Origin of the sequence: Pseudoalteromonas sp. McH1-42 (genome assembly GCF_022347845.1) — a bacterium.
Taxonomy (GTDB): Bacteria; Pseudomonadota; Gammaproteobacteria; order Enterobacterales; family Alteromonadaceae; genus Pseudoalteromonas; species Pseudoalteromonas rubra_D.
Genome location: NZ_JAKRFU010000003.1, coordinates 55,572 through 68,497 on the forward strand (window position 1 = coordinate 55,572; position 12,926 = coordinate 68,497).

Genomic DNA, 12,926 nt, shown 5'->3' on the forward strand with positions numbered 1-12,926 from the left:
CGTCTCACTTAATGGTTTGTTTTCGCATTTTGCTAATTTACCAAGCCAAATGGCCCTGATGGACATGCAAAACGCAAAAATGTGCAAAATGCGAAACGACAGTAGATCAGATGACATGTAAAAGTATTAGGAACACAGCGTGTAGAAACCAACCCTTTGGTACTACTTTTATATTCTAAAATTGAGGCATAAATAGGAACTAACAGTCATTTTTTGATTTGTAATTGACCAGAGCGTGTAAAAGTAAGAAAATGGGACTAGTTAAAATTGATTAGGGATAACATTTTATTTACACGAATAGAGTGAAGCCCTGGAGTATATCTATGAAATTATCAGTTATCGCGCTTGGCCTGAGTGCCGCCCTAATCAGTAGCTTTGCTACAAATGCCAGTGACAATCTGATCACTAACGGTTCTTTTGAGCAATCAAATACCATCAACGGCTCCTGGAGCCTGATGCGAACCCTACCTGGCTGGAATCGCAGCTCTGCAAAATTTGAAATTCAAACTAATCGCCTTGGCCTTATTCAGGCTCAGGATGGTGAACAATACCTGGAGCTGGACTCAACCCGTAACTACAGTGCATACCAAAGTGTTGCGACTGAAGCGGGCAAGCAGTATGTCGTGAGCTTCTACTACTCGCCGCGTGTTACCAATAATGCAGACACCAACAAAGCAACCGTTTACTGGGACGACCAGGTAATCGCGGAACTAAACGGTACACAACGCGGCTGGCAACATTACACCATCACAGTGACGGCTGACAGCGCTGAAAGTACACTGAAATTCGTGGGTGCAGGTAACTCAGATTCCTACGGCGCATTACTAGACAATGTGTCTGTTACCGCAGATTGTGTAACTGGTCTGTTTGGCATCAATAACTACGGCTCTGCACAAAACGGTTTCGTCTACCATTTTGACCTGGATGCAGGTCAGTACAGCACAGTATCGGGTGTCACACACACCGCCTCGAATGTCGCCAGTAAAGATGGCGTACTGTACTTCATGGAACAGACCAACAACAGCACTAAAGCGTCTACTCTGTGGGCACTGGACCTGAACGGTAATCAGCAGTACAGCGTAGCTGAGACTAAATCATGGCCTTTGTACCGCTCTGCGGTCACGCCTGACGGCATCTCTTTACGTAGCACCAGTAAGACTTATATGTACGACTTTGACATGACCAGCGGTGAAAAAACCGTGTTGGGTAAATTGTCTTACTCAGGTGACGATTTCAGCCATGGTGACATTGCTTACTCAGCAGACGGGAACGTGCTTTACGTCTTAACCGGCAAAGCGCTGTATACCCTTGACGAAGGTAACATGGAACTTACGAAGATTGGTGAACACGGCGTGAACTGGGCATCAGGCCTGGCAATCACAGACAGTGGCGAACTGTATGTATCTGGTCGTGAAGATAGCAGCAATGCACAAATCTGGCAGCTCAATCCAAATACCGCCGTTGCGACATTAGTGATGGAAGGTCCTGAGCACATCAATGACCTGACGTTTGTCGACAATTTCTGCCGATAACCGGCACATTTGTTCTATATGCGCAAAAACCAGCCAGACCGGCTGGTTTTTTTGTATACAAAAAGCGTCTAACCCAGCTGGTAAGGCTTCCCCATCGCCACCCCACTAGGTATACTGACGCGCTTTTAATGCATAGTTAGTCAACAATGCACTAACTTGTAAATCATTTGGGGACTGGCCACCCGTTCAAAGTATGCAGAGTAATACTGTCATCAGCAGTACCTACAGCATCGATAATATTAAGGCCAACACAACACATTTGATTGAAATGGGAATAATATGAATTCATTACCTAATCGCGGTGAGTTTCTGGGTCATCCAAAAGGCCTGTTCTTACTCTTCGGCACGGAAATGTGGGAGCGTTTTGGCTACTACGGTATGCGTGCAATTCTGGTTTTATACTTGGTTGCTCAAGTACAAAATGGTGGCTTCGGCTGGACCAATGCCGATGCACTAAGCCTCTATGGTACCTTTACCATGGCGGTATATTTGACACCATTAATTGGTGGCTGGCTGGCTGATAATGTCATGGGCCAACGTAAAGCTATCATCCTGGGTGGTATCTTGATGGCCGCAGGTCACTTCACCATGGGTATACCACACAGCCTGGTTGCCGGTATGGAAGAGCAAGTTTTCTATGTCGGTCTGGCATTGCTGTGTGCTGGTAATGGTCTGTTCAAACCAAACATTTCAACTATGGTTGGTGATTTGTACCAGGAAGGTGATAAACGCCGTGACGGTGCTTTCACTATCTTCTACATGGGTATCAACTTAGGTGGCGCGCTGGGTCCAATTATCGCTGGTTATGTTGCAGCACAGATCAACTGGCAAGCAGGTTTCATCGCTGCGGGTATCGGTATGGTGATCTCCGTTGTAATGCAACTACTCCTGAGCCAGAAATATTTGGGCGACATCGGTGTGGTGCCTGCTGCCAAGCTGTCTCAGCAGCAATCTAACAGCAACACCAAAGAGCCACTAACAAGCCAGGAAAAAGACCGCATCCGTGTTATTTTCACTATGAGTGTATTTAGTATTATCTTCTGGATGGGCTTCGAGCAGGCAGGTGGTCTGATGAACCTATTTGCCGCTGACTACACAGACCGTATGCTGATGGGCTTTGAAATTCCGGCTTCCTGGTTCCAGTCTCTGAACTCTATCTTCATTATTATTTTTGCACCCCTGGTGGCAATGATTTGGCTTAAACTCGACAAACGTGAGCCTAATTCGCCAGTCAAGTTCGCCATCGCTTTGGTATTCTTGGCGCTGGGCTTTTTGACCATGATGATGGCGCTTATCACTGAAGGCAGCGATCCTGGCAACTTACAGATCAGCATGATGTGGCTGGTACTTTTCTACCTGTTCCATACTTTGGGTGAACTATGCCTGTCACCAATTGGTTTATCTATGGTAAGTAAGCTTGCACCGCTACGTCTGGCATCACTATTAATGGGTTTATGGTTCCTGTGTACAGCGGTTGCAAACAAGATCGCTGGTTTCGTTGGTTCATTCATTGGTGAAGGCCAGGAAGCAATGAACAACGCCATGAGCATTTTCATCGGCCTGGGTGCGACTGCCTTGTTGTCTGCTCTGGCGATGTACCTGCTCAGTAATAAGCTGGTTGACTGGATGCATGGTGCTGAGGGAAGCACTGACGAGCCACACACTCAGGAGCATTATCTTGAGAAAGAATTAGAGATCTCGGGCGAAAGACAGTAATTTTCGTTCTGTGATTCGTGTAAAAAGCCGCACTAAATTTGTGCGGCTTTTCTGTTTTTGACTCTCTTTTGTAAACTTAACGATACACCTAGGCAAAATTTACCTCTCACAGAGACCGTCCCCTTAAAAGTTCCACCATAATATCGCTGTCAGCAATGAACTAAAAAGTACTTTTTTATCATATGGATAAGTTATTTCCTTTGAAATATACTGGAGCCAAGCAATCCAATTTACAGAACAAATCGAGACTTATAATCGAAAAAATTATCCTGTTCACTCAATCCGTATAACCCTGACAATTTGTACGACAGAATTTACATTTCGCCCTCTTGCTAATTCACCCACATAGCTTCCCCTTTTGGCCATTTTGATTAATCATCCACAGCACAAAACAAATAGCGATCCAGTGCTTTAAAGCGGGAGTATGACAATGAGTGAAGTAACAAATCCTCTAGGCCTAGTAGGCATTGAGTTTACCGAGTACGCAACACCAGATGCGGACTACATGGAAAAGATTTTTGCCGATTTTGGTTTTTCTAAACTGAAAAAGTTTAAAGACAAAGACATCCTATATTACAACCAGCATGACATTCACTTCCTGCTGAACAAAGAGCGCGGCGGTTTCTCTGCTGAGTTCGCTAAGAGCCACGGCCCAGCTATTTGCTCAATGGGCTGGCGTGTAGAAGACGCGCAAAAAGCGTTTGAAATCGCGGTAGAGCGTGGTGCAAAACCAGCGACCGATTCAACACACAAAGATCTGCCTTACCCTGCTATCTACGGCATCGGTGACAGCCTGATCTACTTCATCGACGTATTCGGTGACAAAGGCTCTATCTTTGAGCAAGACTTCGTTGAGCTGGAAGAGCAAGTCATCGTTGAAGACAAAGGCTTCCTGCGCATCGACCACCTGACTAACAACGTATACAAAGGCACCATGGAAACATGGGCAAACTTCTACAAAGACGTATTCGGCTTTACTGAAGTTCGTTACTTCGACATCAAAGGTCAGAAGACTGCTCTATTGTCATACGCACTGAAGTCTCCGTGTGGCACCTTCTCTATTCCAATTAACGAAGGTAAAGACGACAACAACAACCAGATCGACGAGTACCTGGATGAGTACAATGGCCCGGGCGTACAGCACCTGGCATTCCTGACCAATGACCTGGTTGCGTCACTGGACAAGCTTGACCAGACTAACATTGCAACATTAGATATTGTTGATCATTACTACGACACTATCTTTGACCGTGTACCTTGGGTTAAAGAAGACCGTGACAAGATCAAAGAGCACCAGATCCTGGTAGACAGCCAGAGCGAAGATTGCTACCTGCTTCAGATCTTCACTAAGAACCTGTTCGGCCCTATCTTTATCGAAATGATCCAGCGTGTAGACGACGGTGGTTTCGGTGAAGGTAACTTCCAGGCACTGTTCGAGTCTATCGAGCGTGATCAGGAACGCCGCGGCGTGATCTAATTCTCCTTTGAGAGTGGATAATTAAAAGCAGCTTGGGGCCATGCCTTCTGGCTGCTTTTGCCGTTTAATTTGTCTGAGACTCAGATGTTGCATTGAAAAACCAGAACGCTATCACCACATCTGAGAGCAGCCTCAAACTTGCAAAAAGGAAAGACCATGTCTTTTATCAACGAAACGCACGACATTAATCTTAAAAGCTGGGTTGCCAGCGCGAACCAGGCCGGTACCGACTTCCCAATTCAAAACCTGCCATTTGCTTCATTCCGCCGCAAAGACAGCGCTGAAGAGTTCCGTGGCGGTGTCGCCATTGGTGATCAGGTACTGGATCTGGCAGTGGTTGCTGGTGCAGGTATTTTCAGTGGCGAAGCACAGGATGCCGTTGAAGCAGCCAATGCACCTAAACTGAATGAGTTCATGGGTATGGGCCAGAACTACTGGTCTGCACTGCGCCTAGCATTGTCTCGTGCACTTCGTGAGGGCTCAGAGCATCAGGGCGCACTAGAGGCGGCCCTGGTTGCACAATCTGACGTTGAATATGCATTGCCTTGTCACATTGGCGACTACACTGATTTCTACACCTCAATCTACCACGCAACAGCGGTAGGTAGTTTGTTCCGTCCGGACAACCCTTTACTGCCTAACTACAAGTGGGTACCAATCGGTTACCACGGCCGTGCTTCTTCAATTGATGTGTCTGGTCAGAACTTCCCTCGTCCTAAAGGTCAGACAAAAGCACCTGATGCAGATACACCGTCTTTCGGTCCTTGTAAGCGTCTGGACTACGAACTGGAGCTGGGTATCTACCTGGGTAAAGGCAATGAACTGGGTGACTCTATTTCAATTGAAGATGCCGAAAGCCATGTATTTGGTTTCTGCCTGTTCAATGACTGGTCTGCTCGTGATCTTCAGGCTTGGGAATATCAGCCATTAGGTCCATTCCTGGCGAAAAACTTTGCATCAACTGTGTCACCCTGGATTGTTACTACAGAAGCCCTGGCGCCGTATCGCACCAACTGGCACCGTGATGAGCAAGATCCTCAGCCTCTGGACTATCTGGAGTCTGCACACAACCGTGAAGCTGGTGCGTTCGATATCCAAATGGACGTACTACTTGAAACAGCGAAAATGCGCGAAGCCAATGCTGCGCCTAGCAAGCTGTCAGAATCCAGCTTTAAGCACAGCTACTGGACAGTGGCGCAAATGGTGACTCACCACACAGTAAACGGCTGTAACTTCCTGCCAGGCGATATGCTGGGTTCAGGTACTCAGTCTGGTCCAGAGCACGAAGAAGCGGGTTCACTGTTAGAGCTATCACGTGGCGGTAAAGAGACCATCACCCTGGACAATGGCGAAGAGCGTAAGTTCCTGGAAGATGGTGACAAGGTCATTATGCGTGGCTGGTGTGAAGCCAACGGCTTTGCACGTATCGGTTTCGGTTCAGTCGAAGGCACTATCCTGCCAGCGAAATAATCGCAAGCGAAAAACTATTCCTATACAAAACAAAGGTGTGCTTAAGTACACCTTTTTTTTGTAAGTAAATACTGGCTTTTTGCATAAAAATTGTTAAAGTGAGTCGTTATTTTTAATTTTTACGTGTTATGTTTCGCTATATCAAACGCCTGATCACATCACTATTTCAACCTAAACAACTAATGCTGCGCCAGAACGGTCAGGTTAGTCTGATGGTTGTGCCCGGCTGGTTGCAATTTATCGCACTAGCGCTGGTTTGTAGTGCTCTTAGCTGGTTAGTTATCAGTACATCAGCGTTTTTTAAGCAGCAAGATACAGTCAATGCCTTACAATCTGAACTTAGAGCCAAAGCGCAAAGCTGGGAACAAGAAAAGCAACAACTGAGCGCAAAACTGGCGCAGCAGCACACTCAGCTGGCAACTTTAAACGAACAACACACAGTGCTCAGTGAAATTGTCAGTGCACTGCCCACCTCTATCACCGAACAAACAGACTCTCCGACTTCTTTACCAGATAGTACACCGCAGGCGGAAACACAGCCCGCGATCAGTGACCTCGGTGACAGTCATGAATTTGAGGAACAAAGCACAGAGCTGAATGATGCTCAGGCTGCATTACTTACCACCTTACAGGCCGTTATTTCGGCGCGTCACAATCAGTTGATGGCCGGGTTTAATGAAGCAGGCCTGACACTGTCAACCGAAAGCAACTCCGCTCAGGGTGGTCCATATCACCAGGTTGATGCAACGCTGCTAAATGACAGCTATACCCAGCTTATCGATGACTCGGTGCAACTCAATCAGCTGGAAAACTTACTACACTCCACGCCAAAAATGATGCCCGTCGCGCACGACAAGTATTATATTTCCAGCGCCTTTGGCTTTCGCAAAGACCCCATCACAGGCCGCCGTGCCTATCATAAAGGGGTGGATATGGCAGGCTGGCACAAAACTCAAATCATTGCTCCGGCTGATGGTGTGGTCAAAAAAGCTGGCAAAAATGGCGGTTATGGTAAGTTTATTGAGATTCAACATGCCAATGGCATAGTGACCCGCTATGGTCATTTGCACACCATCAAAGTGAAAAAAGGCCAAACGGTTAAGCAATCAGATGTAATTGCCCTGATGGGTAGCACAGGTCGTAGTACCAGTACACACTTGCATTATGAGGTGTTACAGGATAAAAAGCATATAAACCCTGTAAAACTGGCAAGAGTGCTCAAACGTGTTCAATAAAAAGAAAACTTCACTTCCTTTCTCGCTTATTTCTCCCGACACCGAAATCACAGGTAACATTCATTGCGATGGCGAAATCCAGATAGATGGTAAAGTCGTTGGCGATCTTAATGTCACCCAGCTCATTATTGGTGACTCAGGTATCGTCGAAGGTAACATTACTGCCAAGCAAGTGCAGGTGCGCGGTCAGGTACAAGGCGGTATACGTGCAGACAGTGTGACCCTGGAGCCCAGTGCCAGAGTCACGGGTGATATCGAACATGACACGCTGACAATTCAGGCCGGTGCGCATATTCAGGGTCAGCTGAATCATCGTGTTGAATCTTCTAACGTCACACCACTGGATAAAGCCAGCGAAGTGTGAGTATTAGAAAAATGTTTCCAGGTAACATTTAATAACACAAAAACATCGACTTAACCTTCCTTTATCGTATCCAATAGTGATACATTTCACGCATATGACAAAACAACGAGCTTTCACAGCTCGTTTTTTATTCCTCACTTAACGTTTAAAAGGATATATAGTGAACAAGCATATACTAGGCCTGCTACTGGCAACGGCATCTTTGAATTCTCAGGCTGCAGAGCTGAGCAAAAGCTACCTGGAAGTAGGTTATGGTGAGACCAGCCTGGATGGCGCACCGAATTCAGTTGATCCTCAGGGGTTTATCATTGCTGGTAGTTACGAATTTGCCAACGGTATCTTTATGGGACTCAAAATCGATCAGCATTCAGACAGTCTGGCATTCTTCGACAAGCTTTTAGATGACGACTATGACGTTGACGAAACGACATTTAATCTGGGCTACATTCTGCGTTCAACGGACAATGGACGCCTGGCAGTTGGCGCTCAGGTTGGTGAGTTTGAAGTATCTACTAATCGCTCTAACTCAGTTGTAGATACCCGCCGTATTTATGGTGAGTACGAGCATTCATTCGGCAAGCGCGTGGATGGATTTGCGCAGCTCGGGTATGAAATGATGGACTTTCCAAGCCCCATTGAAAACGAAAATGGCGTCTATTTAAATGCAGGTATTCGTTTTAGCTTCACTGACCATTCAAGTGTTATCCTTGAGTACACCAATGGTGTGGATTACACCCAATCAGAAGTGAAGTACCGCTACACTTTCTGATTAAAACAGGCCCGCTAATCGCGGGCCCATGTTTTACTTTTTCGCCGAAATATACATAGTGACATCGGCATGAAAAACCTTAACTCCTTCACTGTTAAATACCTCCACTGGAACGATTAGCTCCTCTTTATCCTGCCATTGGCGTGGTAGCGAAATCGTCGCTTCTGCACGCAGGTCTGTTTCGGCTTTTTTCAGGTATTGCACCGTCATCCCTTTAGGGATCCAGCGATGTGTTTTGTACGGAATGCTAGCATCAGTCACCACACCAGCACATAACTCTGCAAGGTTACACTGCGCAATCGCATGGACTGTCCCAATGTGATTGTGGACCGCCTTTCGGTTAGGCATCTGCGCCGTGATCCGTCCTTCACTGAGGTGAGTAATCTTAGGCTTGATGGTGCCAAAATAAGGCGCTCGTTTGCAGACCGCTTTGCTGAATAGCCAGTTGCCAAAGGGCAACCATTTAAACTTCTTGTAGGTTTTTAATAAGGGTGTTGCCATAACGCTTAACCTGTTGAATAAAATAACACCTAACCCTAACACATCTGACCAGTTTAACCAATGATGAAAAAAGTTATAAAGCAACCACTTATTCCTGAGGTGGATATGATTAGTTCCCAAATGTGTTACGATTGCGCCGATTAATAGACTTATATAATGACAAATCAAAGGACAAATAGATGAACAAGCTCGCTTTACTATGCGCACTGTGCTCACCGTTAACAATTGCCGGACCAATTACTCAAATTGAGATAGAAAACAACATCGTTTTATTCTCAACCAGCTCCATGGCACCCAGCACAGTTGCATGTGTAGCAGAGAACAAGAACCAGTTACGCTCAGTCAGTCTGGACAGTCACTCAGGCCGTGCCATGTATTCTTTGCTTATTACTGCTGTAGCAAAACAACAAGCTGTGGCTGTCACGTCGGCTCAGGACTGTGCGGATCTGGCTGGGGTAGAGCGAGTACAAAGTCTTCGTCTGGCGCCCAATACTAACGCCGGTAACTCAAATGCCCGCTCAATTGGGTTGTACGCGAGCGACGGCATTACTCGCATTGGCACATTGGTGGATACCGCGCACTATAAAAATAGTGCCTACGATAGCGGTCAGTATCGTTGGACTTACATCGATGATGAAGGTGGCGTCGACTATAAAACCTTAAATATCAGCTATAACAACGCAGAGATCCAACACGAATATAGCGGTTGCCGAGGCAGACAAGGGTTGTCTACACATGGTGAGCCTGTTTATCACCATGGTAAGTACATTATGGGTGATAAAAATGCACCTTTTACCAGCTCAGCGGATAGAAACGCCCAAAACTACAGCTGCTTCAATCGCCAAAACCAAACCAGTTACGAGATCATTGAAACTGAACACCCAATCTGCGGCGCAGGATTATGTCTGGTCAAAGAAGACTGAAATGTCATTCTGATAAGGATAACACAATGAAAATCTTACGACTTTGCCCAGCGTTGCTGATATTGGCTTGTGGCTCAGTGATGGCAAAGACCAACATTCTAAACATAGAAGTCCAGGCAACTCGGGTGCTAGTAACCCTGAGTGCCACATCAAGCCAAACGGGTTGTCAGGTTAATCTAAGCGACAATGCCCAGCTTTGGTGGCTTGACCCAACGAGTGCCAGCGATCATGCACTTTATACCCTACTCCTCTCTGCCTACACCAGCAACAAAGAAGTAGAAGTCGATGGGTCGCAAACCTGCCAGAGTTACCCGGCTGCAAGGCGGCTGAGCAAGGTAAGGTTAAGGAATTAAAATGTCAATATACAGACTGCTTACTTTGCTGATACTATTTGGCGGCGCGATGATTTTACCCACACAGGTGAAATCCGAAGGCTGGCTGCCACTGCAAACCAGTGAACTTATTTCGCAACACCCAGCAAAAACACTTGCCGGTACAATGAGCTGGTTATCTACACCTGCGCATATTACAACACATCGACAACTCACTCTGTCATGGCAACCATTTGTAGAAGCCACTTACCATGAGCTTTGGCATAATGGCATCGCTCGACAAGTCCGTGAGAATAGCCTCGACCTGTACTTTACAGAGCCGGGCAAACATCAGCTTAAAGTCAGAGCCTGCGACGGTGTGCAGTGTAGCCAGTTCTCCGAGACTCTCACTCTTGATGTAGTGCGCCGCTTTGACTTTGACTTTGGTACTAACAATGACGTACTGACAGCAAACCAATCTGGGCAAATCTGGATAGCCCCCCTGACTGATGCGCCAACAGATTCCGTTATGGCCAGTTTAGATGGTCAAACCTGGCACCCTCTTACGCTGGTAAACGGACAATATGTCTTTTCTATTGAAGCCAAACCCGCTGGTGCGTATACACTTCACCTTAAAGTAAACCAAGAACGTATCGAGCCTGTCGACTTCAGGGTATATGCTCAGCCGTTACACGCACCGCAGGGCATAGCTATCGGGCTACCTGACACACTAGATTTCCATCAGCAACAGGCTATTGAAGTCGACACCCAGCAAACGCTCGTGTTGCACTGGCAAGCCTCCGAGGAAGTTGCACCGCCACTTGCGGGCTATTATAAATTGTTTATCAATGGCAACCGCGATGGCACCATATATCGTTCTCTTACCCATTTGAACCGTAAATATGGTGAGGGTGCCTTTCATACTGAACTACATCACCTTGGCACAGGCGCTCATCAGATAACGATTCAAGGGTGTAACAAGCTGGCTGGTACAGAGTATTGCGGACCCCATAGCCAAACTGTGTATGCCTTTGTCGGTGTGCCGCCTACCCCGTATGTCAGACCAGTTAAAGTAGTGGATGATTTCCATGTCTCCGCAGACGTGCTCGAGCCTCGCCCCACCGACATATTGAATGTTCAGACCGGTGAGGAAGTGCTCTTTCACTGGCAACCTTCAGACGAGGTCGTTGCTGCACCAAATGGTTACTACTTGCTTGAGCTCAATGATCAATGGCTTGGCTCCATTTATGGTGTCGTACCTTTTCTGCGTCGCCAGTATAATGACGGTAACTTCCACGTCAGAGCGAAGATAACCCAAACAGGATTACTCAATGCCACTGTGCGGGCGTGTAACCGAGTTGCGCCTGGTATGGACCGCAGCCTAAGCTGCGGCCCCAAGAGCTCTATTGCGAGAATTCTCTCAGTGCCAGCCAAGCCTGATTACCAGTTAAAGTTCAGTCATGTGAATAATGGAGTGATCACAAGGGAGCATCCATTGACACTGGAAGCCAGCACATTGGGTAGCCCATATATTGACTCCCTGAAAGTCAAAGTTAATCAGGAAGAATGGCGCACCGTGCCAGGCAGTCAACATTATCATTATGACTTTGGCATCCTCGACCCCGGCACTTATCACATTACAGTTAAAGTGAATGATTACTTCACCGAAACATTTAACATCGAAGTGGTCAATTCAATTAACACGGTTCGGGTTGGGCAACTGAGTGTAAACAAAACGAATATAGGATATGGCGATGAGGTTTTGATCAGTTGGCAAAAACCAGCCCAGTTTAATGAGCCAGTGCTTTATCGCATTGCTATAGAAAAACCCAGTGCAAAGGCTGGTGAACCCACAGAGCGTTTTATCTGGCAAAATGGTGTGACCGAAACCAGTATTCGCCGTGGACCGATATTCAGAAGAGGCACAACTTTCGTCGAAGTTTCTCCCTGTTTAAGTAACGGAGAATGTGGAATTCCAAGCCGAGTACACTATCGATTGCAAGGCAACACACTGCCAACGCCGAACTTTACTCTCCTATCTGATGAGGTAGCACGCTTTTCTGCGCCACAATTTAACTGGCACATGCCTGATAACTTCTCTGAAGATGTCTCTGCTACCTTCTTTTTGCGCTCATCGGGCAGTGCAACACTTAGCCAGTACGTTGAGGGTACCCCTTTAACACAAACTGGTGAGTACTATTTCTATATTGAGATCTGTGACAACAAACACCCGGAGATCTGCAATGATAAACAACTTACCGAGCTTGCGGTTAATGTTGTCAAGGCAACGCTTGAAGTCACGCGCACAGACGAGATTTTAACCTGGCGCAAACTACAAAACGCCCAGAGTTATCAGTTGCAAAATACCCTGTGCATCAAAGATTGTCTGCGTGCTGGCAACTACCAATGGCAAACTGACGCTGAGTTAGGTGCCGATACAACTACATATCAACTGGTTAATAGCCAAAATCGTGCATACAGGATGCGTGCTTGTTTCTTTGCTGGGCAGTGTAGTAACTGGGTCTATATCGCTCCAACGCTAATCAAGTTGAAAGCGCCTGAACTGAGGGTAAATAACTAGAACCTATTAAAAAACGAGGCCAAGCTTAAGTTTGGCCTCGTTTTTTA

General features: G+C 46.6%; 11 protein-coding genes. 10 read left to right on the plus strand and 1 reads right to left on the minus strand.

The features are described 5' to 3' along the window. The first annotated feature begins 323 nt into the window (after positions 1 to 323). The 7 genes from MHN31_RS03665 (at position 324) to MHN31_RS03695 (ending at position 8,563) form a co-directional block, all read left to right on the plus strand. Positions 324 to 1,532, plus strand: coding sequence for a DUF642 domain-containing protein (locus MHN31_RS03665; RefSeq protein ID WP_239443466.1), 1,209 nt, complete (start codon positions 324 to 326; stop codon positions 1,530 to 1,532). 279 nt (positions 1,533 to 1,811) lie between these two features. Further along, positions 1,812 to 3,248, plus strand: a complete 1,437-nt coding sequence (locus tag MHN31_RS03670; protein ID WP_138539366.1) for a peptide MFS transporter — start codon at positions 1,812 to 1,814, stop codon at positions 3,246 to 3,248. 430 nt (positions 3,249 to 3,678) lie between these two features. Then, complete coding sequence (hppD, locus tag MHN31_RS03675; RefSeq protein ID WP_010385091.1) at positions 3,679 to 4,725, plus strand: 4-hydroxyphenylpyruvate dioxygenase; 1,047 nt, start codon at positions 3,679 to 3,681, stop codon at positions 4,723 to 4,725. A 156-nt stretch (positions 4,726 to 4,881) separates the two neighbouring features. Continuing rightward, positions 4,882 to 6,195: a fumarylacetoacetase gene (gene fahA / locus MHN31_RS03680; protein ID WP_194867685.1), complete on the plus strand. Its 1,314-nt coding sequence runs from the start codon at positions 4,882 to 4,884 to the stop codon at positions 6,193 to 6,195. A 128-nt stretch (positions 6,196 to 6,323) separates the two neighbouring features. Continuing rightward, positions 6,324 to 7,430: a M23 family metallopeptidase gene (locus tag MHN31_RS03685; protein WP_138539368.1), complete on the plus strand. Its 1,107-nt coding sequence runs from the start codon at positions 6,324 to 6,326 to the stop codon at positions 7,428 to 7,430. Then, positions 7,420 to 7,794 carry a polymer-forming cytoskeletal protein gene (locus MHN31_RS03690; RefSeq protein WP_138539369.1) on the plus strand — a complete coding sequence of 125 codons (375 nt, stop codon included), beginning with the start codon at positions 7,420 to 7,422 and terminating at the stop codon, positions 7,792 to 7,794. The genes MHN31_RS03685 and MHN31_RS03690 overlap by 11 nt, the downstream gene beginning before the upstream one ends. 160 nt (positions 7,795 to 7,954) lie before the next feature. Further along, positions 7,955 to 8,563 (plus strand): outer membrane beta-barrel protein, encoded by a 609-nt coding sequence (locus MHN31_RS03695; protein WP_239443467.1) that lies wholly within the window; start codon positions 7,955 to 7,957, stop codon positions 8,561 to 8,563. A 33-nt stretch (positions 8,564 to 8,596) separates the two neighbouring features. Here MHN31_RS03695 and MHN31_RS03700 read toward each other — a convergent pair whose 3' ends face one another. Next, the gene (locus MHN31_RS03700; RefSeq protein ID WP_138539371.1) at positions 8,597 to 9,064 is read right to left on the minus strand and encodes a hotdog fold domain-containing protein; all 468 of its coding nucleotides are present in this window, start codon (positions 9,062 to 9,064) and stop codon (positions 8,597 to 8,599) included. Positions 9,065 to 9,243: 179 nt separating this feature from the next. Here MHN31_RS03700 and MHN31_RS03705 point away from each other — a divergent pair, with 179 nt between their 5' ends. Genes MHN31_RS03705 through MHN31_RS03715 form a run of 3 tightly spaced genes read left to right on the plus strand, consistent with a single transcriptional unit; the run spans position 9,244 to position 12,879 of the window. Beyond that, complete coding sequence (locus tag MHN31_RS03705; RefSeq protein ID WP_239443468.1) at positions 9,244 to 9,987, plus strand: hypothetical protein; 744 nt, start codon at positions 9,244 to 9,246, stop codon at positions 9,985 to 9,987. A 26-nt stretch (positions 9,988 to 10,013) separates the two neighbouring features. Then, positions 10,014 to 10,340, plus strand: coding sequence for a hypothetical protein (locus MHN31_RS03710; protein ID WP_239443469.1), 327 nt, complete (start codon positions 10,014 to 10,016; stop codon positions 10,338 to 10,340). A 1-nt stretch (position 10,341) separates the two neighbouring features. Further along, positions 10,342 to 12,879 carry a hypothetical protein gene (locus MHN31_RS03715; protein WP_239443470.1) on the plus strand — a complete coding sequence of 846 codons (2,538 nt, stop codon included), beginning with the start codon at positions 10,342 to 10,344 and terminating at the stop codon, positions 12,877 to 12,879. The last annotated feature ends 47 nt before the right edge of the window (positions 12,880 to 12,926 follow it).

What these genes read in the sequence shown, in the direction of transcription:
- MHN31_RS03715 (WP_239443470.1), top strand. Translation starts at nt 10,342, where the DNA reads ATGTCAATATACAGACTGCTTACTTTGCTGATACTATTTGGCGGCGCG.
- MHN31_RS03670 (WP_138539366.1), top strand. Translation starts at nt 1,812, where the DNA reads ATGAATTCATTACCTAATCGCGGTGAGTTTCTGGGTCATCCAAAAGGC.
- fahA (WP_194867685.1), top strand. Translation starts at nt 4,882, where the DNA reads ATGTCTTTTATCAACGAAACGCACGACATTAATCTTAAAAGCTGGGTT.
- MHN31_RS03710 (WP_239443469.1), top strand. Translation starts at nt 10,014, where the DNA reads ATGAAAATCTTACGACTTTGCCCAGCGTTGCTGATATTGGCTTGTGGC.
- MHN31_RS03665 (WP_239443466.1), top strand. Translation starts at nt 324, where the DNA reads ATGAAATTATCAGTTATCGCGCTTGGCCTGAGTGCCGCCCTAATCAGT.
- MHN31_RS03685 (WP_138539368.1), top strand. Translation starts at nt 6,324, where the DNA reads ATGTTTCGCTATATCAAACGCCTGATCACATCACTATTTCAACCTAAA.
- MHN31_RS03700 (WP_138539371.1), bottom strand. Translation starts at nt 9,064, where the DNA reads ATGGCAACACCCTTATTAAAAACCTACAAGAAGTTTAAATGGTTGCCC.
- hppD (WP_010385091.1), top strand. Translation starts at nt 3,679, where the DNA reads ATGAGTGAAGTAACAAATCCTCTAGGCCTAGTAGGCATTGAGTTTACC.
- MHN31_RS03705 (WP_239443468.1), top strand. Translation starts at nt 9,244, where the DNA reads ATGAACAAGCTCGCTTTACTATGCGCACTGTGCTCACCGTTAACAATT.